23 protein-coding genes are annotated in these 22,969 nt (G+C 69.2%); 14 read left to right on the forward strand and 9 right to left on the reverse strand.

The window, feature by feature from the left end; translation table 11 throughout:
• Window positions 1–148: 148 nt before the first annotated feature.
• On the reverse strand, window positions 149–2,509 hold the full coding sequence (locus tag NEH16_RS18610) for a hypothetical protein (protein ID WP_265543792.1): 2,361 nt from the start codon (window positions 2,507–2,509) through the stop codon (window positions 149–151).
• A 986-nt stretch (window positions 2,510–3,495) separates the two neighbouring features.
• Between NEH16_RS18610 and NEH16_RS18615 the strand changes: the two genes are divergently transcribed.
• From NEH16_RS18615 to NEH16_RS18655, 9 genes are all read left to right on the forward strand, one after another.
• Window positions 3,496–3,714, forward strand: coding sequence for a hypothetical protein (locus tag NEH16_RS18615; protein WP_265543794.1), 219 nt, complete (start codon window positions 3,496–3,498; stop codon window positions 3,712–3,714).
• A gap of 175 nt (window positions 3,715–3,889) precedes the next feature.
• Window positions 3,890–4,168, forward strand: coding sequence for a hypothetical protein (locus NEH16_RS18620; RefSeq protein WP_265547254.1), 279 nt, complete (start codon window positions 3,890–3,892; stop codon window positions 4,166–4,168).
• Window positions 4,125–4,670, forward strand: a complete 546-nt coding sequence (locus NEH16_RS18625; RefSeq protein ID WP_265543796.1) for a DUF6879 family protein — start codon at window positions 4,125–4,127, stop codon at window positions 4,668–4,670. The genes NEH16_RS18620 and NEH16_RS18625 overlap by 44 nt, the downstream gene beginning before the upstream one ends.
• A 16-nt stretch (window positions 4,671–4,686) precedes the next feature.
• Window positions 4,687–5,535, forward strand: coding sequence for a helix-turn-helix domain-containing protein (locus NEH16_RS18630; protein WP_265543798.1), 849 nt, complete (start codon window positions 4,687–4,689; stop codon window positions 5,533–5,535).
• Window positions 5,536–5,657: 122 nt separating this feature from the next.
• The gene (locus NEH16_RS18635; RefSeq protein ID WP_265543800.1) at window positions 5,658–6,059 is read left to right on the forward strand and encodes a hypothetical protein; all 402 of its coding nucleotides are present in this window, start codon (window positions 5,658–5,660) and stop codon (window positions 6,057–6,059) included.
• Window positions 6,056–6,754 carry a DUF6875 domain-containing protein gene (locus NEH16_RS18640; RefSeq protein WP_265543802.1) on the forward strand — a complete coding sequence of 233 codons (699 nt, stop codon included), beginning with the start codon at window positions 6,056–6,058 and terminating at the stop codon, window positions 6,752–6,754. Before NEH16_RS18635 ends, NEH16_RS18640 begins: the two co-directional genes overlap by 4 nt.
• Window positions 6,670–7,554: a protein kinase domain-containing protein gene (locus tag NEH16_RS18645; protein ID WP_265543804.1), complete on the forward strand. Its 885-nt coding sequence runs from the start codon at window positions 6,670–6,672 to the stop codon at window positions 7,552–7,554. The genes NEH16_RS18640 and NEH16_RS18645 overlap by 85 nt, the downstream gene beginning before the upstream one ends.
• Window positions 7,548–8,075, forward strand: coding sequence for a GNAT family N-acetyltransferase (locus NEH16_RS18650; RefSeq protein ID WP_265543805.1), 528 nt, complete (start codon window positions 7,548–7,550; stop codon window positions 8,073–8,075). The genes NEH16_RS18645 and NEH16_RS18650 overlap by 7 nt, the downstream gene beginning before the upstream one ends.
• A 95-nt stretch (window positions 8,076–8,170) precedes the next feature.
• Window positions 8,171–8,497 (forward strand): thioredoxin family protein, encoded by a 327-nt coding sequence (locus tag NEH16_RS18655; RefSeq protein ID WP_265543808.1) that lies wholly within the window; start codon window positions 8,171–8,173, stop codon window positions 8,495–8,497.
• Window positions 8,498–8,522: 25 nt separating this feature from the next.
• Here NEH16_RS18655 and NEH16_RS18660 read toward each other — a convergent pair whose 3' ends face one another.
• Together NEH16_RS18660 and NEH16_RS18665 are read right to left on the reverse strand one after the other, a co-directional pair.
• Window positions 8,523–9,128 carry a dihydrofolate reductase family protein gene (locus NEH16_RS18660; protein WP_265543810.1) on the reverse strand — a complete coding sequence of 202 codons (606 nt, stop codon included), beginning with the start codon at window positions 9,126–9,128 and terminating at the stop codon, window positions 8,523–8,525.
• A gap of 36 nt (window positions 9,129–9,164) precedes the next feature.
• Complete coding sequence (locus tag NEH16_RS18665) at window positions 9,165–9,737, reverse strand: dihydrofolate reductase family protein (RefSeq protein WP_265543812.1); 573 nt, start codon at window positions 9,735–9,737, stop codon at window positions 9,165–9,167.
• Between the two features lie 132 nt (window positions 9,738–9,869).
• Here NEH16_RS18665 and NEH16_RS18670 point away from each other — a divergent pair, with 132 nt between their 5' ends.
• Window positions 9,870–10,454 (forward strand): DinB family protein, encoded by a 585-nt coding sequence (locus NEH16_RS18670; protein ID WP_265543814.1) that lies wholly within the window; start codon window positions 9,870–9,872, stop codon window positions 10,452–10,454.
• A 3-nt stretch (window positions 10,455–10,457) separates the two neighbouring features.
• On the opposite strand, the gene NEH16_RS18675 is transcribed toward NEH16_RS18670, so the two are convergent.
• From NEH16_RS18675 to NEH16_RS18690, 4 genes are all read right to left on the reverse strand, one after another.
• Window positions 10,458–11,381 (reverse strand): RNA polymerase sigma-70 factor, encoded by a 924-nt coding sequence (locus tag NEH16_RS18675; protein WP_265543816.1) that lies wholly within the window; start codon window positions 11,379–11,381, stop codon window positions 10,458–10,460.
• 28 nt (window positions 11,382–11,409) lie between these two features.
• Window positions 11,410–11,883: a carboxymuconolactone decarboxylase family protein gene (locus NEH16_RS18680; protein ID WP_265543818.1), complete on the reverse strand. Its 474-nt coding sequence runs from the start codon at window positions 11,881–11,883 to the stop codon at window positions 11,410–11,412.
• Between the two features lie 93 nt (window positions 11,884–11,976).
• Entirely contained in the window at window positions 11,977–12,864 is an 888-nt protein-coding gene (locus tag NEH16_RS18685; RefSeq protein WP_265543819.1) for a MerR family transcriptional regulator, read from the reverse strand.
• Between the two features lie 412 nt (window positions 12,865–13,276).
• Window positions 13,277–13,699, reverse strand: coding sequence for a hypothetical protein (locus NEH16_RS18690; protein WP_265543821.1), 423 nt, complete (start codon window positions 13,697–13,699; stop codon window positions 13,277–13,279).
• Here NEH16_RS18690 and NEH16_RS18695 point away from each other — a divergent pair.
• The gene (locus tag NEH16_RS18695; protein ID WP_265543823.1) at window positions 13,670–14,821 is read left to right on the forward strand and encodes a tetratricopeptide repeat protein; all 1,152 of its coding nucleotides are present in this window, start codon (window positions 13,670–13,672) and stop codon (window positions 14,819–14,821) included. The genes NEH16_RS18690 and NEH16_RS18695 overlap by 30 nt on opposite strands.
• A 9-nt stretch (window positions 14,822–14,830) precedes the next feature.
• Here NEH16_RS18695 and NEH16_RS18700 read toward each other — a convergent pair whose 3' ends face one another.
• The gene (locus NEH16_RS18700; RefSeq protein ID WP_265543825.1) at window positions 14,831–18,115 is read right to left on the reverse strand and encodes a S41 family peptidase; all 3,285 of its coding nucleotides are present in this window, start codon (window positions 18,113–18,115) and stop codon (window positions 14,831–14,833) included.
• A gap of 178 nt (window positions 18,116–18,293) precedes the next feature.
• On the opposite strand from NEH16_RS18700, the gene NEH16_RS18705 reads away from it, so the two are divergent.
• Both NEH16_RS18705 and NEH16_RS18710 read left to right on the forward strand, forming a co-directional pair.
• Window positions 18,294–18,866, forward strand: coding sequence for a TetR/AcrR family transcriptional regulator (locus NEH16_RS18705; RefSeq protein WP_073968622.1), 573 nt, complete (start codon window positions 18,294–18,296; stop codon window positions 18,864–18,866).
• Window positions 18,867–18,991: 125 nt separating this feature from the next.
• Window positions 18,992–21,220, forward strand: coding sequence for an MMPL family transporter (locus tag NEH16_RS18710; RefSeq protein WP_265543827.1), 2,229 nt, complete (start codon window positions 18,992–18,994; stop codon window positions 21,218–21,220).
• Window positions 21,221–21,355: 135 nt separating this feature from the next.
• On the opposite strand, the gene NEH16_RS18715 is transcribed toward NEH16_RS18710, so the two are convergent.
• Window positions 21,356–21,565, reverse strand: a complete 210-nt coding sequence (locus NEH16_RS18715) for an SsgA family sporulation/cell division regulator (RefSeq protein ID WP_265543829.1) — start codon at window positions 21,563–21,565, stop codon at window positions 21,356–21,358.
• Between the two features lie 345 nt (window positions 21,566–21,910).
• Between NEH16_RS18715 and NEH16_RS18720 the strand changes: the two genes are divergently transcribed.
• Entirely contained in the window at window positions 21,911–22,969 is a 1,059-nt protein-coding gene (locus NEH16_RS18720) for an energy-coupling factor ABC transporter permease (RefSeq protein WP_073968619.1), read from the forward strand.

The raw sequence follows: 22,969 nt of genomic DNA on the forward strand, positions 1-22,969 counted from the left end.
AGCACCTCGCCCCCGCTGGGATGGGCCTTGGTTACGGGACAACTTTTGGCAGCCGCGAGACTGCCACGAAATCACCCCCAGTCCGGCCAACGACTATGTCGTCGACGCTCAACCCTACCAACGAGATCCAGGGTAAGTTTGCTCACACTCAGTCATCGCGGTGACTATTTTCAGAGTTTCCGCGAACCCCGCGACGCTTTGGGTATTCAGACCACCGCCTGGTGTACTCGGAATTCTCGCGAATGGAAAGTCGAAGCACCTCGCTAGAATTTTCATAGATCGCCGACCTGAGTACATATTGCGCTTCGGATAGAACCGGAAGCCCTGTCAAATAGTAGGATGAAGGTCGGACGAGGCGAAGGGTTTTTCCATTTGCCGTGCCCAATGTCAAAGTGCGCCTCCCGTAACCGTCAGTCTGTGACTCCCGCAGGCGTGACACAACCGGCAGGAACCCCGCCTCCTCTGCTTCCGCAAGAACGGTCTCTGCGGCATTAATGGCGCCCAAAACATCATCTTGAGTTGGGAACTTTGGATTAGTATGCTGCAGTACATTCCTTATTTCGTCCACCTTGCCTGATCGCAACTTTTGTGCCGCAGCGGATAGCATAGCTACGATGCGAGATCTTGCGGATGGATCCAAGTCGAGGTACGGGTGGACATGCTTGAAGAGAAACGTGTATGGGGAAGCGGAGCGAAGAATTTTGGGGTAGTCAGTTTGGGTGCGTCGCGTGGCGCCGTCGGTCTGCAAAGAGGACAAACGGTTGGCCAGAATGTCGAAACCTCGAATCATTGGAAATAGTGTCCACTTCCCATCACTCGCAAACTGGACGTCCGCTTGATCCTGGCTCATTTGCTGGACTGTGAAGGCAACTGCTTCGTCAGGGGAATAGACAAAGCCGGATGTGGCGTAATGATCTCGCAGAAGGGCCCAAGTGGCGAGCTTCAGATACTCTTGAAGCAGCCCTTCCACCTTCACGAAGAAGTTGGAAGCGACCGCCCTGATATCCGCCTGATCTGCGGATGCATACGTATGGGTTCTCATGGCCAGTTCCCTTAGCCTGGCGCCATACTGGCGGAAATCAACCAACACATCAGACTCAGGCGGGCCATCAATTCCAAGCCGCCAGGTAATGGCTCTCCTAAGGGATTCTTCGTTCGACAAACGCTGCCGGGCGCGCGGGCCGATGCCTACGAACGCCCCGGCCCTTTCGAGGTTTGTGCCGCTGTCGAAAATGAGCGATCCCAGCGCATCATCGAGCGGCCCCCCACATACAAACTGATCCAGTTGCTCTTGGAAGGAAGAACCGTCCGTTCCCCGAATAAGCCATTCGAGTCTTTCGCGCTGGACTGGATTCCCTAGATCGAATAGGTTCGATATCAAGTGGCGGCTCCGGAGGAGGGCTTGTGAAGAGCCTCCGAGGAACCTGACACCTCTGCTTGCGCACTCAGGAATAAGATCGAAGTATCCCGTACCTCTCGCCCGCCTGGGCGATTTGCGAACCTCAGCTGGTGGAATCAGGATTGCGCCAGATAGGATCAGCGAATCCAGTGAATCAATAATTTCTTCGTCCTGGCACAGAAGTATCAATTGGAGCGATTGGGCCTCGCTGACACCTTCAGTAAATTTCTCTGCCTCCTTCACTTCTTGCCCAAGTTCGGAAAGCGATTCCCGGAGTTTTCCTTGAGTGCTATTAAGTAGGTCATGCAGAATCAGGCGCATTTCGGCTACGGAAAAGACATCGCCGAGAAGGCTTGGGATTCCAGCGGGATGCCTCCAGGAGAATGGGTTGATGGAATTGGATACCAGGTCGCGCAGAAATTCGCTCCACTCACCCTCTGCGCTTTCTTGTCGAGACAACACTTCGCGCATTTTAGTACGCACCTTTGAGATTTTCGATGCTCCCGTTTCAAGGAGGACATTATGCAATCTCATGCATGAAAGATCACTGCAATGATGAAGAGGTACCCAGGTGGAAGGTGGGCAGTACCGTATTCCTCGGGACCGCGCGAGCCCGTAGGGACCTGTCACGTAATCATGAAGCTGAAACACTCCCTGCGGAGCTCCTGCCAGCAGTGTCATCGTGTCTTTGTGAGTCAAGGTGTCATTATTATCCTTCAAGTCATTGAAAGCCTTTTCGTAAAGCTCTCGCCCATAGATGTACGGAAATAGGATGCGCTCCCTTTTAATTTCGTCAGAAATTACTTTCTCGATAGTTTCGATATTCGTCTCATCGGGGTCCACTAGTAGTTCGTTCCAGTAAACTTGCAGAAAAGCGGCGAGTGTGCACTCATTTCGAGGATTGGCGTTACTTTGGATCCGGTTAATCAATCCGGCTCCCGCTGGTGAAGGCTTGATAGCTGCCGCGAGCCTCGGTGGAACCTCGTAGGAATCAGAAATGATGCATGAGCCGAGAAGCTCTGACAGTATATCTATCCGCAGAATTCGTTCTTGCGTTTCGGGGTTTGAATAGGTGTCCTGAATGATTTCTCGCGTAAGCTTGTTGGTCATTTCAAACCCTCCCGAAAGCGCCATAGCTGCGCCCAGGTTACGGACTCCGGCGAGGTCTTGTAGGCGTTTCGCTACTATTCGCTTCTCCTGGTGTCCGCAGCAGGATTGGCGCGAGCGAGCATGGCTGAGTCTCACTCCGGAACCCGGCGCGGGCACGATCACTCCGTCTGCCGCCACACCACAAGGCCGGCCCGAGCGGGGGAGCCTTCCCGGACTCATTGAGTCGGGGGGACGCGCGACCTGCTGGCACGGGCATACGTCGTGGCGGTCAGGTAGGTGATGCCACTTCCGGGTGCGGGCCTCTTGGCGCACATCACGGTCCAACGGGCCGCTGGAACGCTCTTCTCGCTGAACTAGGTCCCTTCGCCCTGTTGTCGCAGGGCGATACAGGAGGTGATCTCGACGGCGTTTTGCGGTCGACTCGGTGCCCGAGTTGTCCCTGTTGGTTGAAGTCTCATAGCCTACCGATGTCACCCGGTGTTGGTCCGGTGCGCATAGTCGAAGCGCTGGCCACTGCTCCGGATCTCTCGTACGACCTGTCCGGGCCGCAGGACGGTACTCCCTCGGCGCCTACCGCCTGGGCGGTCGTGCAGCCGCCCCCGTGCGGCGGCAGGCTGGTGCAGGTTGAGCCTGGCGCTGCTCGCTGAACCGTCCTCCGCCCTTGCGTGCACGCCCGCCCTCGCCCCCGGGGGCCGCCATCACCGCCATGCCTGAACCGGTCGTCTGGTTCGCAACGACATTTGCGGCCTCGGGCCTTACCGCGCCGAGTTTGTTAAGACCTATTGGCGTTGGGAACAGGACCCCACCCCGATCGTCGCCTTCGGTCGCGGGCGTCCGGAATCCCTGGAGGCTCGCACCGAGGGCATCGCGTGTCAGCTTTGGGGCAACAACATCCGCTTCACCGTCTACGACCTCACTGGTGACCCGGTACCAGCCGGGATCACTACGCCCTGCCAGACCCGGCCGTCCGAACCTCGGAATAAGGGGTGTTGCTCGCACGCGAGGCACGCGGCAAGAGCCTGGCCACGGCCGCCACCCGCCTCACCCTCGACTACGCCTTCCACGTCACCAGCCTGCGCATGGTGCGGCTCAAGGCCCTCGCCCCAACAAGGCGGGCTTCCGCGCCTACGAGAAGGCCGGATTCCGCACGGCCGGTGCTCTCCGCGACGCCGGCTACTGGCTCGGTGAGGTCTGCGACGAGGTGATCATGGACGCCGTGGCCGCCGACTTCACGGGGCCCTCGGCAATCGTGCCTCTCGTGCAGGGGTGCCGAGGATGACCGGGACCTGAACGTGCGTGCCGCGACGCGCCCTTGACACCAGTGCCGGCCTGCGGGACTGTCTGCGCAACTACGCGCAACCGACTCAAGGGGAGTACATGATGACGTTACGGTTCGTCGGGATCGACCCGAACACCGGCGGCGAGGGATCACCGACGGTGTGGGTGGAAGAGGAGAGCGCGGACCTGGTCCTTCAGGGTGCGGAAGCCGACGCCCTCCTCAAGGCCCTGGTCGGATCAACCGAGTGGGTGGCCGGCCACAAGACGGGGATTCCGCCGCATGAGCGCGTGATTCGGTTTCCGTTCCGCATGGTGCAGATTCTCAGGGAGGCGTGCGATGCCGCTGAACGCGCAGCAGCTGAACACCGCGACGTTCGCTGAGCTGCTCTCCGACACCCACCACGCGGCGGTCCACCTCGAGATGCGCGATACGTACGCTGTCGGTGACGAGACGGACGACTACGCCGCCTTTCTGCGCACCGGCGTCCCGAACCTCGACCCTTCCCGCTCGTTCTGGCCCCAGTGGATGCCGCTCGTGAAGGACGCGGTCGCACGCGGCGTGGTCATGCGCCGCGCACGGATCGTCTCCGAGCCGGTCACCGACTACATCCGCTACGAGCACGCCATCACGCCGCTCAACCTCCAGGCCGGCGAGGACGTGCGCTGGCTGCCCCGCCGCCGAGCCTCCGACATTTCGCTGCCCGGCAACGACTTCTGGCTTCTGGACGACCGGCTCGTGCAGTTCCACCACTTCACCGGTACCGGCGACTGGGCTGCCGACGGCAAGGAGCGCACCACCGACCCGGCCGCCGTCGCGCTGTGCCACGCCGCCTTCGAGACGGTGTGGGAGCGCGGCACCCCGCACGAGAAGTACACCGTCTAGGCCCCTGAGCAGCCCCATGACCGCATCCCCATCGTCCAGTGCACAGGCAGCCCGTGAGGCGCTGGCCGTGCGCTTGCGGCACCTGCGCAAGGACGCCGGCCTCACCGGGAGGGACCTCTCCGCCCGGTGTGGCTGGCACCCGGCGAAGACCACCCGCATCCAGAAGGGCGACGCCCCGCCTTCCGACGCGGACATTCGCGCTTGGTGCGCGGCGTGCGACGCGGACGACCAGGCCGACGACCTCATCGCCACCGCCCGCGCCGTCGACTCCATGTACCTGGAGTGGCGCCGCCTGCACAAGGACGGGATGCGCAAGGTCCAGCAGGACTGGAACACCCTGCACGAACGGACCCGCGTCTGCCGGGTGTACGTCTCCAACGTCCCGCCCGGTTTCTTCCAGACGCCCGGCTTCGCCACCGCCCTCATGGAGCAGATCACCGCCTTCCAGGGCACCCCCGACGACGTGGCCGAAGCCGTCGCCGCCCGCGTCGCACGCTCCCGGTTCCTCTACGAGGGCGGCCACCGCTACGTCGTCCTCATGGAGGAATCCGTCCTGCGCTACCGCACCGCCGACCCCGACGCGATGCGCGGGCAGCTGAGCCACCTCCTGGCCGTGATGCCGCTCGCCTCGGTCTCGCTAGGGGTCATTCCGTTCACCACGCAGCGGACCGTGTGGCCGCTGGAGGCGTTCTACCTCCACGACGACACCACTGCCGTGGTGGAGACCTTGACGGCGGAGATCAAGGTCAAGCAGCCACGCGAAATCGCCGATTACGCCAAGGCGTTCGCCGGCCTGGCGAAGATGGCCGTCTACGGCGACGCGGCCCGCGCCCTCATCCGGGACGCGCTCGACGCCCTGGAGTGAAGCTCCGCAATTACCCGCAATCTTGTTGGGCCCGGACCGGTGGCATCCGTAGCGTCGAAGCACCACACCCGTTCCCATCCGGGATGGGGCGAGCACCACTCGACACCGAGAGGGGCACCACCATGAGCACTGCAACGACCGAGCTGCGCCGGTTCCTGATCATCACCGGTCAGCGTTTCAAGAACGGCCAGAGCGCACCCGAGATGTTCTCCCCGGCTGTGGACAAGGCGTGGCACGACCTGCTCGGTACCCCGGCCTACGAGGCCCTGTGCCAGGAGAGCGCCGGCCGGCCGATTCGTCACGTCGCGAACAACGGCCGCGGTGCGATCGCTTGGGTCACCGCATACGAAGAGGCGTACGGGCCGCTGCCCGAGATCTGGTTCACCGACGCCGATGGCAACGTCGACCGGGACGCCATCGCCCGTTACCGCGAGAGCGGCGTTGTGGTCGCCGAGTGGGACTGCGGTCCCGCCGGCGGCGATGGCGACATCGCGCCCGACCAGCCGGCAACTGACCGCCGGTGACCACCAGCCGTACCAGCGCAGCGCCCCGGCCCACCGCCGGGGCGCTGCGCCTCGTTGAGGCCGCCACCACCCGGCCGCGCTCCGTGGACATCGGTGCCTACGCACACCGGATGACCGCCCACTGCCCCTACCTGGCGCCCTCCCTCCAGCAGGGTCTGACGACCTGGACGGTTTACCGCGCCGATGGCGACGCCGAAGCCGTCCAGGCGGAGCTCTTCCACGCGGGCGCCCAAGCAGCGGAGTGGCTGCGGCCCTTGCTGAGCCGGCCCCACGGCCTTCTGCGGTGCGAGAACATCGTCCTGGTGGGCGAGGTGCCCGGCGTGGGGCACAGGGGCCTGCTGGCCTGGCCCCACTGGGTGCTGAAGAACGTCTACGGGCCGGTCGGGGTGATGTTCGGCAAGTTCTACGCCGGCGAAGTGGAAGTGACCGCAGCCGGACACCGGATCCCGGTCGCCCCCGCCTCGTTCCTCGCCGTGAGGGCCGCAGTCCGCCGCCGCGACCCCCGCTTCCTGCACGCGACGCCCGACCTGGCCGCCGCGCTCGCCGCGGCCGACGACGACGGACGCGACGTGTTCGAGCACATCCCCATTCAGTGGAAGGACATCCGCACATGGGCCAGGGACCACCTCCCCCCACGGAAGCCGTCGCCCTCCTCGCCGGGCACACAGGCACCCCCGGCGCGATCCAGCTCCTGAGCGACCGGCGCGGCTCCCGGGTCTGGAAGGTCCAGGGCCCCGGAGGAGCGGTCGCTGTGAAGGCCAACGACCCCGACGGCGACAACGCCCACGAGAAGGCCGCGGAGATGGCCCAGGAGGACGACCACCTTCTCCGACTCACGGCCGCCGGCGCCGTCAGCCCCGACTACCGGGTGGGCGCCGGGCCATGGGAGGGCGGCCGGTGGCTGGCCGTCAACTGGATCGACGGCGTACCCCTGTGGCAGGCGCTCGCCCTCGCTCGCGAGCCCGAAGGAGACCGTGCCACGGTCCGGTCCTGGCTCACGGGCATCGCGCGCAGTTGGACGGAGCGCCTCGCCCGGATGCACGCCGCCGGATGGGCTCACGCGGACGTCCAGCCGACCAACACCCTCGTCACGAGCGACGGCCGGGCGGCGGTCATCGACTACGCCCTCGCCTGTGGCCCGGGCGACCGCCGCGCCGTTCCGTACCGGGGAGCCCTCACCCACACCACCGCCCCGGAGATCGCCACCGCGATCCTCTCCACCCCCGCCGGCATCCACATCCAGGCACACCCGGCCGCCGACATCTGGAGCCTGGGCGCCTCCCTGTTCTGGTGCTGGACCGGCCACCGACCCGTCCCCTACGACGAGACCACCGACCGGCTGGAGAAGCTGGCCGCCATCGCCAAGGGCACCACCACCGCCCTGCGCGACGTCCGCCCGTGGCTGTTCCCCGCGTTCGAGGACGCCATCACCGCATGCCTGGCTGCCGACCCCTCCGACCGGCCCACCGCGGAGGAGCTGACCACCGCATGGTGACCTTGCGCGCCCTACGCCCCGACGACGCGCGGGCCCTCACCCGTGTCTACAGCGGCGCCTCCATCCGGCACACCACCGGCAAACCCCTCACCCTCGACCAGGCACACGAGAAGATCCGCACCGCCCTTGACCGAGCTGTCGAAACCCCGCGCGCGCAGTGGAGCTGGGGCATCCTGACCGCACACGAGATGATCGGCGTGATCTCCCTGCGGCGACGAACGCGCACCATGGGCACCATCAGTTACATCCTCCGCGAGGACACCTGGGGCCACGGCCACGCCACCCGGGCCGTGCAACAGGTTGTCTCCATAGCCTTCACCACCGCCGGTCTCGACCGTCTGGAGGCCATGCACCACCCCGACAACCCCGCCTCAGGCCGCGTCCTGACCAAAGCCGGGTTCACCCGCATCGGCACATCCGACCGGCAGACCGACTACGGAAGCGTCCCCTATGAGCTGTATGCATTGGGTCTGGGCGGGCTCGCCACTGCCGACGCCGTCGATGTTTGCGGCCCTCGGTGACCGTCCCCGCTCGTGCCGTAGACGACCAGAGGTATGGGCGCCGGGCCCCGTGGGTAGCGATGGCGGTCGATGGGTCGTGGTGAAACGGAGGGCGCGTGGCCGGCAGGACCGTTCATCTTGATGATGTGACCTTCGACAGCACCGTGCTTACGGCGGGGTCGCCCGTGCTGGTGCACTTCTGGGCGGAGTGGGCAGGGCTCTGCAAGTTGATGATTTCGGTGGTCGAGAACGTGGCGACGGAGCGGGAGGGCCGACTGTTCGCCGGGGAGCTGAACATCGACCAGAGTCCCGGCGTCACCGCCAGGTACCAGCCCTCGGCGGTTCCCGAGCTGATCCTCTTCAAACAGGGGGCGGAGGCCCTGCGGCTGACGGGGCCCTTCACCGAGTCGCAGGTGCTGGAACGTATCGATCCCCATCTGTGAGCGGCGCACTCAGCGCCGAGCCGCGCTAGAAGCTGTCGTACGTCGGCCTCCCCTTCGGGCGGTAGACGGCCAGGACCGTGCCGCCCTTCGTGCCCGTGACCGTGACCGGTTCCAGGGCCGTCGGGATCGCGCCGTCCGCGAAGAGGCGCTTGCCGGTGCCGAGGATCACCGGGTGGATGGTGAGGCGGTACTCGTCCACCAGGTCCTCGCGCATCAGGGTCTGGGCGAGGTCGCCGCTGCCTACGACGTTGATGTTGCGGCCCTCGGTCTCCTTGAGGCGGCGTACGGCGTCGGCGGTGTCGCCGGTCAGGAGGGTGGAGTTCTGCCAGTCCACGGACGTCAGGGTGCGGGACGCCACGTACTTGTGCATGGCGTTCATCCGTTCCGTGAACGGGTTGTCCGGGTCGGCCGTCGGCCAGTACCCGGCGAAGATGTCGTACGTCTTGCGGCCGAGGAGCATCGCGTCGGTGTCCTCGTACCAGGCGGCGATCGCCTCACCGACGCCCTCGTCGTACGTGGGCTTCTGCCAGCCGCCGTGCGTGAAGCCGCTCTCCGGGTCCTCCTCGGGGCCGCCGGGGGCCTGCATGACGCCGTCGAGGGTCAGGAACGTGGTGACGATGACCTTGCGCATGGTGTGTTCCTCTCGTCGTGGGGGTAGGGGCGCGCCTCAGCGGACCACGTCGAAGACGTTCTTCTGGATGCCGTTGGGGAACGCCTCGTGCTCCACGAGCTTCAGGTGCTGGGTGTCCTTGTCGGACGCGCTGAACAGGCGCTTGCCCGCGCCGAGGAGCAGCGGGAAGACGAGCAGGTGGTAGCGGTCGATCAGGCCGGCGTCGGAGAGCGCGTGGTTGAGGGTGGCGCTGCCGTGGACGATGAGCGGGCCGCCGTCGGTCTCCTTGAGCGCGGCGACGTCGTCCAGGGAGCGGAGGATGTGGGTCTCGCCCCAGGTGTCCACGAGGCCGTCCTCGGTGAGTGTCGTGGACACGACGTACTTGGGCATCGCCTTGTACCCGGCGAACTCCTCCATGCCGGGCCACACGGGGCTGAACGCCTCGTAGCTGAGCCGCCCCATCATGAGCGCCCCGGCCTCCTCCTGCTCCCGGCCCTTGATCTCGTACGCCTCGGGCAGGAAGTCGATGCCCTTGAACGTCCAGCCGGAGTTCCGGTAGCCGGGCTCGCCGCCCGGGGCCTCCATGACACCGTCGAGGGAGACGAAGGCGGTGCTGATGAGTGTGCGCATGGTGTCCTCGGCGTCGGGTATGTGCGGTGGGCTATGTGCGGTCGGCTTTACGTGGGTTAAGACTGCGCGGCGCGGGAAAAGTCATCGGTCCGGCGTTCCGGACGGGTCCCCCTGATGGCAGAGTCGGTACGCATGATCGATGACGCGGTGAAACAACGTCTCCACTACAACCTGCGGACCGTCCGGGAGGCCGTGGTCTGGAAGCTCGACGGGCTCGGCGAGTACGACATCCGGCGGCCGTTGACCTGGACCGGGACCAATCTGCTCGGGCTCGTCAAGCACCTGTCGTTCTGGGAGGCCCGGTACTTCGGGGACGTCTTCGGGCGGCCGTTCCCCGAGCCGCTTCCCCGGTGGGACGACAACGAACCGGGCAGCCGGGACATGTGGGCCACCGAAGAGGAGACCCGGGACGAGATCGTCGCCCTGTACCGACGGGTGTGGGCGCACACGGACGCGACGATCGCCGCGCTGCCGCTCGACGCGCCCGGCCGGGTGGAGTGGTGGCGGCAGCCCGAGGTGCGGCTGTCCGACGTGATGATCCACATGCACGGCGAGACCGCCCGCCACGCGGGCCACGCCGACATCCTCCGCGAACAGCTCGACCACGCGACGGGCAGGACGGCCGCGTACGCCGAACCGCGGGAGGACGACGCGTACTGGGAGGCGCACCGCGCGAAGATCGAACGCGCGGCGCGGGCCGCCGAGGACGGCGCGTAACGCTCAGCCGTCCCGCCTGCGCAGCGCCCTCACCTCGCGGTCCGCCGCCCACGCGTCCGCCACCGGGCCCAGGTGGCCGAGCTTGTCCGGGTTGATGATCGAGCGGACCGTCTGGATCTGCCCGTCCAGCACGTCCAGGGACAGGATGTGGAGCACGCCGCCGTCGCGGACGCGGAACAGCGCCCCCGGGCGGCCGTTGACCTCGCGCGGTTCGCAGGTGATGCCGGCCTCGGCCATGAGGGGGTAGACCGTGGCGAGCAGCCGGGCCGCGTTGTCCGCGCCGACGACCGTGCGGGCCAGCTGCGGGGCCTTGCCGCCGCCGTCGCCCACGAGCTGGACGTCGGCGGAGAGCAGGCTCCGCAGCCCGTCCACATCGCCCCGGGACAGCGCGTCGAAGAACCGGGCCGCCAGCTCGCGCTGCTCCGCGCGGTCCGCCTCGAACCGGGGCCGGCCCTCGTGCATGTGCCGTCGGGCCCGTACGAGCAGCTGGCGGCAGGCCGCCTCGGAGCGGCCCACCGCCGCCGCGATGTCCCCGAAGCCGAAGGCGAAGACCTCCCGCAGCACGAACACCGACCGCTCCAGCGGACTGAGCCGTTCCAGGAGGAGCAGGGACGCCATCGACACCGAGTCCGCCAGCTCGGCGGCCCGCGCCGGGTCCGCGTACGGGTCGTCCAGCAGCGGCTCCGGCAGCCACGGGCCGACGTACTCCTCCCGCCGCACCCGGGCCGACCGCAGCACGTCGATCGCGATCCGGGTCACCGTGGTGGAGAGGAACGCCTTCACCGAATCCGGCCGGGTGGCCGAGGCGTCGTAGCGGAGCCAGGTCTCCTGGACGGCGTCCTCCGCCTCGGCGACGCTGCCCAGGATGCGGTACGCGATCGAGAACAGCAGCGCCCGCAGCTCCTCGAACTCCTCGGCCTTGCCCATGCCCGTTCCTCTCCCTCGCCGCTTCCGCTCAGTGGAACTGTCCGGGCTGGTAGTCGCCCGCCGGCTGCTGCGTGATGATGTTCAGCCGGTTCACCGCGTTCATGAACGAGACCAGCATGACGAGCGCGGTCAACTGCTCCTCGTCGTAGAACTCGGCGGCGTGCGCCCAGGTGTCGTCGTCCACCCCGGTCGCGGCGTCGGCCGTGCGCGTGCCCTGCTCGGCGAGGGCGAGGGCGGCGCGCTCGGCGTCCGTGAACACGGTGGCCTCCCGCCAGGCCACGACGAGATTCAGCCGCACCGCGCTCTCCCCGGCCGCGACGGCCTCCTTGGTGTGCATGTCGATGCAGGCCGCGCAGCCGTTGATCTGGCTGACCCGGAGCGCGACGAGCTCCTGCGTCGCGGCGGGCAGCGGCGACTCCTTCAGCTCCCGGCCGACGGCCATGAAGTACTTGAGGGCCTTCCCGGCGACGGGGCTCGTGAAGTAGTTGATCCGTGCGTTCATCGGGTGCTCCTCGGGATCGCTGCGGTGCGTACATTCCCGGGACGAGACAGGGGGGTGCGGCTGTGACATGGGGGCCGTGCGATGTGACGCAGGTTACGCAGCTCGTACGCGTACGGCCTCGGCGGCCCAGGCGAGCGCGGGGCCCGGGCTCTCCGGAGCCGGCCAGCCGTTGATCACGGCGAGCAGCTGTACGTAACGGTCGCGGCGCGGGTCGTTGAGGCGCCGGAGCCGGGGGAGGAGCCCGTCCGGGCGGGCGTGCTCGGCGGTGAGGGCCGCGACGACCGGGTCCGCGTCGGGCGAGGCGGGGTCGAGCCCGGCGGCCAGGGCGGGGGCGACGAGATCGCGTACGGCGGCGGCGAAGTCGCGCCGGGGGACGCCGCCTCGGGGCCGCTCGGCCGCGAGGTCCGCGATCGTCCGGCGGAGAGCGGTGCGGAATCCGGGGTCCTGGGCCAGCGCGGCCCACTCCGCCCAGGCGCGGGTCTGCTCGGCGTCGGGGGCGGTGGGGAGGTCGGGGGTGAGGGTGCGGGCGACACCGGGGAGGTCGACGCCGTCGAAGACCGCGTGCAGGAAGTCGGCGACGAGGCGTCGGCGTTCGTCGTCGGTGAGCCGGGCGAGCTGATGCATGAGATCGGTCTCCTCGGGGGTGAGCCGGCGCTCGGCCACGGCGGCCAGCAGCGCCTGCCGCAGGCGCAGGACGCGGATCTGCGCCTCCAGCGCCTCCACGTGCGCCGCGGCGACTTCGGGCAGCGGCAGCTCCCGGTCGGCCACCTTGCGGATCGTGTCCAGGCCGAGCCCGAGCTGCCGCAGCGTCCGTACGAGCGCGAGGCGCGCCACGGTGTCGGGGCCGTAGCGGCGGTAGCCGGCCGGGGTGCGGGCGGACGGCATCACGATTCCGCGATCGGAGTAGTACCGGATCGTCTTCACACTGAGCCCGGTCCGCCGGGCCAGCTCCCCGATCGAGAGGAGCGCGTTGCCGTCCATGGGGCCAGCTTGGGGTCTCCCGCCGGGGGAGACGCAAGCCGGGCTCGTACGCTTGCTCGCACGGGGGTGGGGTGATGGGGATGCATACGCCTGCGGACTGGCTGAAGCTGGCGCGCGCCGGTGCCGACGGTGCCGTCCTGCACCCGCTGGCGCACAGCCCGTACGTCTTCGTACGGTCTACGCCCGCTGCACGGGCAAGGGCCGGGTCCGGGGGGTGTCAACTCGCCTGGCAGCATGCGTCCATGACCACCGAGCACATACAGGCCCGCGGCGAGGCGATGGTTGCCGCCGCCCTGGACAAGGACGGCAGGGCCGCCCGCCGGCACAGTGACTTCTTCGTCTTCGGGCACCACATCGACGAGGGCATCCCCTACTGGGAGCGGGCCGTCGAGGCGGGGGACATCTGGGCGCACTACACGCTCGCCCGGTACCGGAAGGTCCGGGGCGACCGGGACGCGGCGGAGGCGCTGTACCGGGCCGTCGCGGAGTTCGACGCGGGGTGTGCGTACGGGCTCGGGGTGCTGCTGCGGGAGGACCGCAGGAACGACGAGGCGGCCGAGTGGCTGCGGCACGCGTGGGAGTACGGACGGCACCTGGAGGCCAAGATCGAGCTGGGGAAGCTCATGGCCGCCGAGGGGCGGGCCGCGGAGGCGTCCGCGTTCCTGATGAGCGACACCGGGCTGGGGACATCGCGGTCTTCCGCTGGTCGCAGCTCTTCGACTCGTTCGAGGAGACATTCGACCGGGTCGCTGCCGCCCTGGACCTCGCCGAGGCCGACCAGGACGGCGCCGCCGCCCTCGCGGCGGTGCGCGAACTCTTCGAGCTGGACGCCCACTTCGCGGACTACCCGGGACTCGCCCCGCGCGCCGACGCGCTCTACCGCCGGGGCTCCGCGCTCAGCGCCGAGGCGGGGATGTACTACGCGATGTTCCTCACCGAGACCGGCGAGGAGTCCTGGCCCGAGGCCATCGAGCTGCTGCTCCGGGCCCGCGAGGAGGGCGTCCCGCAGGCCGCCGCCCTCCTCGGCAACAAGTGCGAGCAGCGCGGCGAGATGGCGATGGCCGAGCGCGCCCACCTCCTCGCCGTCGAGGCGGGCGAGGAGGCGCCGAAGTGGAACCTGGGGATGCTGTGCCTGCGGTTCGGCCGGTACGACGAGGCCGAGCGCTGGTTCCGTGAGTTCGGCGAGGACGACCAGGACGCCGTGCGGCAGCTCGCCCGGATCGTCGCGCTCCGCGAGGGCGGCCCCCGCGCGGAGGACGAGCCGGACTACCGGCAGCTGGCCGCACTGCGGGAACGGGCCGAGGCCGGGGACGTACGGGCGGGTTACGAGTACGCGGACATGCTCAACGACTGGGGCGGCAAGAACGCCCGCCACCTGATCCCCTGGTTGGAGCCCGCCGCCCGCGCCGGGGACGCGGACGCGCTGTACGACCTGGCGCAGCTGTGCGCGAAGCTGCGCCGCTTCACCGACCGCGACATGTGGCACCGCAAGTCCGCCGAGGCGGGGGACCAGCACTCCTGCCACCACATGGGCTGGCTCTCCGACCACCACCACGACTACCAGGAGTCCGAGCGCTGGTACGTCCGCGCCGCCGGGCTCGGTTCCCGCCTCGACTCCATGATCGCGGGCAAGCTGATGGTCCAGCGCGGCGCGTACACCGAGGCCGAACCGTATCTCCGCCGCGCCTGGGAGGAGGGCGACGACAGCGACGAGTTCCGTACGGAGACCGCCGGCTACTACGGGACCGCCCTGCGCCACCTCGGCCGCCTCGGCGAGGCCATGGGCCTCCTGGCGACCGCCGTCGAGGGCTGGGACGGCGTACGCCGCCTCTACGGCTCGGACGACCTGGACGTTCTGGCCCGCATGATCGACCCGGCGAAGGAACTGGAGGCGCTGGACGAGGCGTTGGACGCGGAGCTGGACGCCGAACTGGAGGAGGACGACGACGAGGAGTGAGCCTCCCGGCTACCTCGGCGGCAGCGGCGGCCGCCTCAGGTCCGGGGCCGTGTCGTACGTCGGTGGCGTCGCCGGAGGGTGCGCCGCCAGCAGGTCAAGCGCGGTGCGGACCGCGTCGTCCAGGACCGCGTACCGCCCCTCCGCCCAGTCCAGCGGGGTGCGCAGCGCCTCCAGGTCCGGTTCGACGCCGTGGTTCTCGACGGACCAGCCGTACGTGTCGAACCAGGCCGCGTTCATCGGCACCGTGATCACCGTGCCGTCGCCCAGCCGGTGGCGGCCGGTCATGCCGACGACGCCGCCCCAGGTGCGCTGGCCGACGACCGGGCCCAGCTTCAGCAGCCGGAACGCGGCGGTGATCATGTCGCCGTCGGACGAGGTCGCCTCGTCGGCCAGGGCGACGACGGGGCCCCGGGGGGCGTTGGAGGCGTAGGACACGGGCTGGGCGTTGCGGGTCAGGTCCCAGCCGAGGATCGTCCGGGTGAGCTTCTCCACGACCAGCTCGCTGATGTGGCCGCCGGCGTTGCCGCGTACGTCCACGATCAGCGCGGGGCGGGAGACCTCCATGCGCAGGTCGCGGTTGAACTGCGCCCAGCCGGAGCCGCCCATGTCGGGGATGTGGAGGTAGCCGCACCGGCCGCCGCTCAGTTCCCGGACGACCTCGCGGCGCTTGGCGACCCAGTCCTGGTAGCGCAGGGGGCGTTCGTCGACGAGGGGCACGATCGCGATACGGCGCGGACGGCCCCCGCCCTCCGCCGGGCGGAAGGTCAGCTCGACCGTCGTGCCGCCCGCCGCCGCCAGCAGCGGATACGGCCCGGCGACCGGGTCCACCGGCCGGCCGTCCACATGGGTCAGCACCGCCCCCTCGCGGATCCCCGTACCGGCCAGCGGGGAGCGGGCCTTGGAGTCCGAGGAGTCGCCGGGCAGGATGCGCAGCAGGGTCCAGTCGCCGTCCCGGCACGCGAAGTTGGCGCCGAGCAGGCCGATCGCGCGCTGGTAGTGCGGCGGTCCCTCGTTGCGGCGCGCGGGCGACACGTAAGCGTGCGAGGTGCCCAGCTCGCCCAGCACCTCGCGCAGCAGGTCCGCGAACTCGTCGGGTGTGGCGACGCGTTCGACCAGGGGGCGGTACTGGTCCAGGACCCCCGGCCAGTCGATGCCGCACATGTCCGGCTCCCAGAAGTACGAGCGGATGATGCGCCCCGCCTCGCCGTACGCCCCGCGCCACTCCGCCGCCGGGTCCACCTCGTGCAGGATGCGGCGCAGGTCCAGATAGACGGTCGAGTCGTTGTCGCCGGGCTCGGTGGCGGGGACCGCGCGCAGCTCGCCGTCGTCCATCACGACCAGCCGGGAGGCGTCGCCGCTGACCTCGAACCAGTCGAGGTGGCCCACGAGTTCGGTCTTCTTCGCCTTGGCGATGTTGAAGTGCTCCAGGGTCGGCCGGCCCGACATGTCCGCCGGGTTGGCGAAGGTCTCGCCGAGCGCCCCGGAGATCGGCCAGCGCAGCCACACCAGACCGCCGCCGGACACGGGCTCCAGCGCGGAGTACTTCGACGCCGAGACCGGGAACGGCGTGACCCGGCTCTGCAGGCCCTCGAACTCGACGGTGACCGTGGACCCCTCCGTCATCCCCGCCTCGGCCGTGTCGACCGGGTCCAGGCCGCCCGCCGCCGGCCGCCCGTCGGGCAGCAGGGCGAAGGGGGACGGGGTCGCCGAGGAGAGCGGCACCAGGTAGGGGCGGCAGCCGAGCGGGAAGGACAGGTCGCCGGTGTGGACGTCGTAGACCGGGTCGAAGCCGCGCCAGGACAGGAACGCCAGATAGCGGCCGTCGCCGGTGAAGACCGGGTTCTCGTCCTCGAAGCGGCCGTTGGTGACGTCCACGATCGCGGGCTCGCCCGGACCGCCGATCCGGGCCAGCTTGATCTTGCGCAGCGAGCGGCCGATGCCCGGGTGCGACCAGGTCAGCCAGGCGCCGTCGGGGGAGAACGCCAGGTCGCGGACGGGCCCGTTGACGGACCGGATCAGCTCGACCGGCTCGCCGGTGGCCGTCTCCTCGTCGGTGTCCAGGAGCAGCAGGCGGCCGTCGTGCGAGGCGATGGCGAGGCGTTCGCCGTCCGGGTCGGAGACCAGCTCGTGGACCCGGCCGATCAGGCCCGAGGCGAGGCGGCGGGCCGGGCGGTCGCCGCTGGCGCGCGGCAGCTGGGCGATCTCGACCGCGTCCTCGCCCTCCGCGTCGGTGACGTACGCGACCTGGCCCCCGCTGCCCAGCATCTCCGGCAGCCGCACCCGTACGCCCGGGGTGTCCGAGATGGTGCGGGCGGGCCCGTCGCGGTGCGTGAGCCAGTACAGGCTGCCGCGTACCGAAACGGCGCTGGCCCTGCCGGTCTCGTCCACGGACACCGCGTCCACATGGCTGGACGCCGGGACCTGGTACGTACGCCGCCCCGCGCGCGGGCCGCCGAGCCGGACCTCCAGCTTCCGGGGCACGGCGCCCGGGGTCTCCAGGTCGTCCACGAGCCACAGCTCGCCCGCGCACTGGTAGACCACCCGGCGCCCGTCGCTCGCCGCGTGCCGGGCGTAGAACGCGTCGTGGTCGGTGTGGCGGCGCAGGTCGGTGCCGTCGGGGCGGCAGGAGTAGAGGTTGCCGACGCCCTCGTGGTCGGAGAGGAACGCGATCCGGCCGCCGACGAACATCGGGGTGTCGAGGTGCCCGCCGATGTCCGGCAGCAGCCGCTCGCCGTGCAGCCACAGCCGGCCCATGGCTCCGCCCCGGTAGCGCTTCCAGGCGGCCGGTTCGTGCGGCGGGGTGCCGGTGAGCAGCAGGGTGCGGCGCTCGCCGCCGGTGTCGGCGACCGCGATGTCGGAGACCGGGCCCCAGGGGAGCTTGCCGCCGGGGCTGCCGTCGGTGGGGACGCTGTAGGCCCAGGAGAAGTAGGAGAACGGCTGGTTGTGCGAGGAGACGGCGAGGATCTGCGCCGCGTCGCCGGGGTCGGGCGTCCAGCCGCAGACCCGGGTGTCGGTCGAGCCCCAGTAGGTGAGCCGGCGGGACGGTCCGCCGGCGACCGGGGCGAGGTGGATCTCCGGGTCGAGGCTGCGCCATGACGTGTACGCGATCCGGGTCCCGTCGGGCGAGAACCGGGGATGGCCGACTCTGGTGCGGTCGACGGTGACCCGCCAGGCCCGGCCGGGGCGCTCGCCCTCGGCCGCGAGCGGGGCGACCCACAGGTCGTCCTCCGCCGCGAAGCAGAGCAGATCCTCGTGGAGGTGCGGGAACCGGAGATACGAGACGTCGTCACTCACCCCCCAATGCTTTCCGCGCGGAGGGGGCCCGGCAACTCAGAGAGGCGCGCTTTTTGTGGTGCGAGCCACAAGCGAAACCGTTTCGTTTCGCTCGGCGGGCGGGGTACCGTTCTGCTGTACGAAACGGTTTCGTTCGATACGGATTCGTTCGACGACTGATCGGACAGGAGGTCGAATCATGGCACGCACACGGCTCACGCCCGAGCGTGAGAGCGAGCTGTACGCCGCCGTGCTCGACCTGCTCCGCGAAGTCGGCTACGACGCCCTCACGATGGACGCCGTCGCCACCCGTACGCATTCCAGCAAGGCCACCCTCTACCGCCAGTGGGGGAGCAAGCCGGCGCTCGTCGTCACGGCCCTGCGGCACAACAAACCCGGCACCCTCGGCGATGTCGACACCGGCTCGCTGCGCGGTGACTTCCATGCCGTGCTCAGCCGCAGTGACGACTGTCAGATGGAGAAGGACGCCGCGCTGATGCGGGGTCTGAGCCATGCCGTCCACAACAACCCCGACCTCCTCCAAGCCCTGCGCGAACTGCTGGTCGAACCGGAGATGACCGGTCTCGACACGCTGTTGCGCCGGGCCGTGGACCGGGGAGAGGTGAGCCCGGACAACCCGGCGCTCAGATACGTACCGCACATGCTGATCGGCGCTTTCGCCACTCGGCAGCTGGTCGAGGACCGCCCGGTCGACCAGGCATTCCTTCTCGATTACGTCGACTCCGTGATCCTCCCCGCTCTCGGCGTCTGACCTCAGGTCCCCGCGCTCTTCCCGCACGGCCCCCTCCCCAAGCCCCACCTGACACGCCGCTCTCGTCGTCGGGCTGGTTCCTCACGCCCTCTTCCACTCAACGACCTGACCGGGAGTACGCCCCCGTGGCCACATTCCTCTACAAGCTCGGACGGCTCGCCTTCCGGCGCCGCCGCTATGTCGCCCTGATCTGGGTGGCACTGCTGGCGCTCGCCGGATTCGGCGCGTCCTCCGCAGCCACCGCGACCTCCAGCTCCTTCTCCATCCCCGGTACGGAGGCCCAGAAGGCCTTCGACCTGCTGGAACAGCGCTTCCCGGCCGCCAGTGCGGACGGCGCCACCGCGCGCATCGTCTTCAAGGCCCCCGAGCACGAGAAGATGACGGACCCGGCCAACAAGGCCGAGGTCAACAAGATCACCCGGGAGCTGAAGGAAGGCTCCGACCAGATCGCCTCCGTCACCGACCCGTACACCGGCAAGGCCGTCTCCAAGAACGGCTCCACCGCGTACATCTCGGTGTCGTACAAGGTCAACTCGATGGAGCTGACCGACGCGACCCGGGACGCGCTGGAGGACGCCGGCACCCACGCCCAGAAGAGCGGGATGACCGTCGAGATCGGCGGTGACGCGCTCCAGGTCATGCCGGAGACCGGCGCCACCGAGGTCATCGGCATCGCCCTGGCCGCCGTGGTCCTCGTCATCACCTTCGGCTCGCTCATCGCGGCCGGGCTCCCGCTGCTCACCGCCCTGATCGGCGTCGGCATCGGGGTCTCCACGATCACCGCCCTGGCGAACGTGCTCGACCTGGGCTCCACCACCTCCACGCTCGCGATGATGATCGGCCTCGCGGTCGGCATCGACTACGCGCTGTTCATCGTCTCCCGCTACCGCGCCGAGCTGGCCGAGGGCCGGGAGCGCGAGGAGGCGGCGGGCCGGGCGGTCGGCACGGCCGGGTCCGCGGTCGTCTTCGCCGGGCTCACCGTGGTCATCGCCCTCGTCGGCCTGGCCGTCGTCAACATCCCGATGCTGTCCAAGATGGGCTTCGCTGCGGCCGGCACGGTCGCCATCGCGGTCCTCATCGCCCTCACCCTCGTCCCGGCCCTGATGGGCTTCGTGGGCAAGCGCATCGTGGGGCGCAAGGCCCGCAAGGCCGCCGACGCGGCAGACAAGCCCGAGGCGAAGGCGAACATGGGCACCCGCTGGGCCCGGTTCGTGCTGCGAAAGCCGGTCTGGGTGCTGCTCGTCGGCGTCCTGGGCCTCGGCGCCATCGCCGTACCGGCCGCCTCGCTGGAGATGGGCCTGCCGGACGACGGCTCCCAGCCCACCAGCACCACCCAGCGCCGCGCCTACGACCTGCTCTCCGACGGCTTCGGCCCCGGCTTCAACGGGCCGCTGCTCGTCGTCGTGGACACCGAGGACAGCGCGGACGGCAAGGCGGCGGCCAAGCAGGTCGGCGACCAGATCTCCGGCATGAAGGGCGTCGTCGCCGTCACCCCGGCCACCTTCAACAAGGCCGGCGACGCGGCGATGATCACCGTCGTCCCGAAGGACCGCCCCAGCTCCGTCGAGACGGAGAACGTGGTCCACGCGATCCGCGACGCGGGCAAGGACATCAAGTCCGACACCGGCGCCGAGGTGCTGGTCACCGGCTCCACCGCGATGAACATCGACTTCTCGCAGAAGATGAACGACGCGCTGCTGCCCTACCTGGCGCTCGTGGTCGGCCTCGCCTTCCTGCTGCTGATGGTGGTCTTCCGGTCGGTGCTCGTACCGCTGAAGGCGGCGCTCGGCTTCCTGCTCTCGGTCGTCGCGGCCCTGGGCGCGGTCGTCGCGGTCTTCCAGTGGGGCTGGCTCGGCTCGCTCTTCGGGGTCGAGCAGACCGGTCCGATCATGTCGATGATGCCGATCTTCATGGTGGGCGTGGTCTTCGGCCTCGCGATGGACTACGAGGTCTTCCTCGTCACGCGGATGCGTGAGGCGTACGTCCACGGCGAGAAGCCCGGCCAGGCCATCGTCACCGGCTTCAAGCACGGGGCGCGGGTCGTCACGGCCGCCGCCGTGATCATGATCGCGGTGTTCTCCGGCTTCATCGGCTCCAGCGAGCAGATGATCAAGATGATCGGCTTCTCGCTCGCCATCGCCGTCTTCTTCGACGCGTTCATCGTGCGCATGGCCATCGTGCCCGCCGTCCTGGCGCTGCTCGGCAAGCGCGCCTGGTGGCTGCCGCGCTGGCTGGACCGCGCGCTGCCCAACGTGGACGTCGAGGGCGAGGGCCTGCGCAAGGACCTGGACGAGCCCGCCGCCGGTGACGGCGGCCCGGAGTCCGGCGGGGAGCGCGAGCTGATCCGCGTGTGAGCCGCGCGGTCTGACTCCGGGGCCGCGTCCGAGCGGTGCGCGGCCCCGGGAGCCCGGGTTACCTGTGGGGACGGGGGGCCGGGGCGGCGAGAGCCCCCGTGCACGGTGTGCACGGGGGCTCTCGGCGTCGTCCGCTCAGGTGCGCGCGGCGGCGTGGGGAGCCTCGGTCTCCTTGTGCGTACGCCGCAGGAAGCGGACCAGCGGGGCGCAGTCGAACTGGACAACGTCCACCCCGGCGGTGTCATGCCGTTCCACGACCACCTGGACCCTGCCGCACGGCCAGATCCGCCAGCCGTCCTGCTCGACCGGATAGCGCAGCCCGCGCTCCAGCAGCTCGCGCTCCACGGCCCACTCCGTGCCGCCCGGATAGGCGATGCGGATCGTCGCGGGGACTCCGAGCCGTCGAACCGCAGCTCGACCGGGACGACGGGAAGGTCCCGGGCGTCGGTGACGAGCCGGGCGCGCGCATGGTCATGGATCACGGAGGACATGGGCCGACTCTCCATCCTGCTTCTGCAACTTTGTTATCTAATGTCCCATATTTTGCGTAAACAGCATTATGGGAACCCTGTGTAGTTGAGCCTGCGCCGCTCTTGCAAACCCTTCGCAGGAGGGCCGTATCATCGAGAGGTTCACGACCCCGCGCACCCGGCGCAGCAACGCGAGAACGCAGGAAGCGGAGCCTCCCCCATGCATGTACCCGACGGATTCATCAACGCACCCGTCTCCGCCGTCGCGGGCGTCGTCGCCGCCGGAGCCGTGGCCGTCAGCCTGAAGGGGGCCCGGCGCGAGCTCGACGAGCGCACCGCGCCGCTGGCCGGTCTGGTCGCCGCCTTCATCTTCGCCGTGCAGATGCTGAACTTCCCCGTCGCCGCCGGCACCAGCGGCCATCTGCTCGGGGGCGCGCTCGCGGCGATCCTCGTCGGGCCGTATACGGGGGTGCTCTGCATATCCGTCGTCCTGCTGATGCAGGGCATCCTCTTCGCCGACGGCGGCCTCACCGCGCTCGGCGTCAACGTCCTCGACATGGGCATCACGACCACGGTCGTCGCCTACGCGCTCTTCCGCGGCCTGGTCGGCGTGCTGCCGCGCACCCGCCGCTCGATGACCGCCGCCTCGTTCGTCGCCGCGCTCGTCTCCGTACCGGCCGCCGCCTGCGTCTTCACCCTCCTGTACTGGATCGGCGGGACCACCGACATCCCGATCGGCAAGGTCTTCACCGCCATGGTCGGCGTACACGTCCTCATCGGCATCGGCGAGGCCGTGATCACCGCGCTCACCGTCGGCGCCGTCCTCGCCGTCCGCCCCGACCTGGTCCACGGCGCGAAGGGCCTCGCCGCCCCGCTCAAGCTCCGCGTCGACGGCGAACTGGTCGACGCCCCGGCACCGGTCCGCGAGCCCGCCCCCGCCGCGCACCGCCCGACCCGCGGCCTCTGGGTCACCGGCCTGGTCACCGCCCTCGTGCTCGCCGGGTTCGTCTCCTTCTACGCCTCCGCCAACCCGGACGGCCTGGAGAAGGTCGCCGCCGACAAGGGCATCGACAAGGAGGCCAAGGAGCACGCCGCCGCGGACTCCCCGCTCGCCGACTACGGCGTCAAGGACGTCTCCAACGCCCGCCTCTCCGGCGGCCTCGCCGGCATCATCGGCGTCGGCGCCACCCTCGTCGCGGGCAGCGGCGCCTTCTACGTGGTCTCCCGCCGCCGCCGTACGCAGGGCGAGGCCGACACCCGTACCGACGAGAAGGTCTGA

It is taken from the genome of Streptomyces drozdowiczii, from assembly GCF_026167665.1.
Lineage (GTDB): Bacteria > Actinomycetota > Actinomycetes > Streptomycetales > Streptomycetaceae > Streptomyces > Streptomyces drozdowiczii_A.

Coding starts and splice junctions, on each gene's coding strand:
- NEH16_RS18610 (WP_265543792.1), bottom strand. CDS start 2,509: ATGACCAACAAGCTTACGCGAGAAATCATTCAGGACACCTATTCAAAC.
- NEH16_RS18620 (WP_265547254.1), top strand. CDS start 3,890: ATGACGTTACGGTTCGTCGGGATCGACCCGAACACCGGCGGCGAGGGA.
- NEH16_RS18625 (WP_265543796.1), top strand. CDS start 4,125: ATGCCGCTGAACGCGCAGCAGCTGAACACCGCGACGTTCGCTGAGCTG.
- NEH16_RS18630 (WP_265543798.1), top strand. CDS start 4,687: ATGACCGCATCCCCATCGTCCAGTGCACAGGCAGCCCGTGAGGCGCTG.
- NEH16_RS18635 (WP_265543800.1), top strand. CDS start 5,658: ATGAGCACTGCAACGACCGAGCTGCGCCGGTTCCTGATCATCACCGGT.
- NEH16_RS18645 (WP_265543804.1), top strand. CDS start 6,670: ATGGGCCAGGGACCACCTCCCCCCACGGAAGCCGTCGCCCTCCTCGCC.
- NEH16_RS18650 (WP_265543805.1), top strand. CDS start 7,548: ATGGTGACCTTGCGCGCCCTACGCCCCGACGACGCGCGGGCCCTCACC.
- NEH16_RS18660 (WP_265543810.1), bottom strand. CDS start 9,128: ATGCGCAAGGTCATCGTCACCACGTTCCTGACCCTCGACGGCGTCATG.
- NEH16_RS18665 (WP_265543812.1), bottom strand. CDS start 9,737: ATGCGCACACTCATCAGCACCGCCTTCGTCTCCCTCGACGGTGTCATG.
- NEH16_RS18670 (WP_265543814.1), top strand. CDS start 9,870: ATGATCGATGACGCGGTGAAACAACGTCTCCACTACAACCTGCGGACC.
- NEH16_RS18675 (WP_265543816.1), bottom strand. CDS start 11,381: ATGGGCAAGGCCGAGGAGTTCGAGGAGCTGCGGGCGCTGCTGTTCTCG.
- NEH16_RS18680 (WP_265543818.1), bottom strand. CDS start 11,883: ATGAACGCACGGATCAACTACTTCACGAGCCCCGTCGCCGGGAAGGCC.
- NEH16_RS18685 (WP_265543819.1), bottom strand. CDS start 12,864: ATGGACGGCAACGCGCTCCTCTCGATCGGGGAGCTGGCCCGGCGGACC.
- NEH16_RS18705 (WP_073968622.1), top strand. CDS start 18,294: ATGGCACGCACACGGCTCACGCCCGAGCGTGAGAGCGAGCTGTACGCC.
- NEH16_RS18720 (WP_073968619.1), top strand. CDS start 21,911: ATGCATGTACCCGACGGATTCATCAACGCACCCGTCTCCGCCGTCGCG.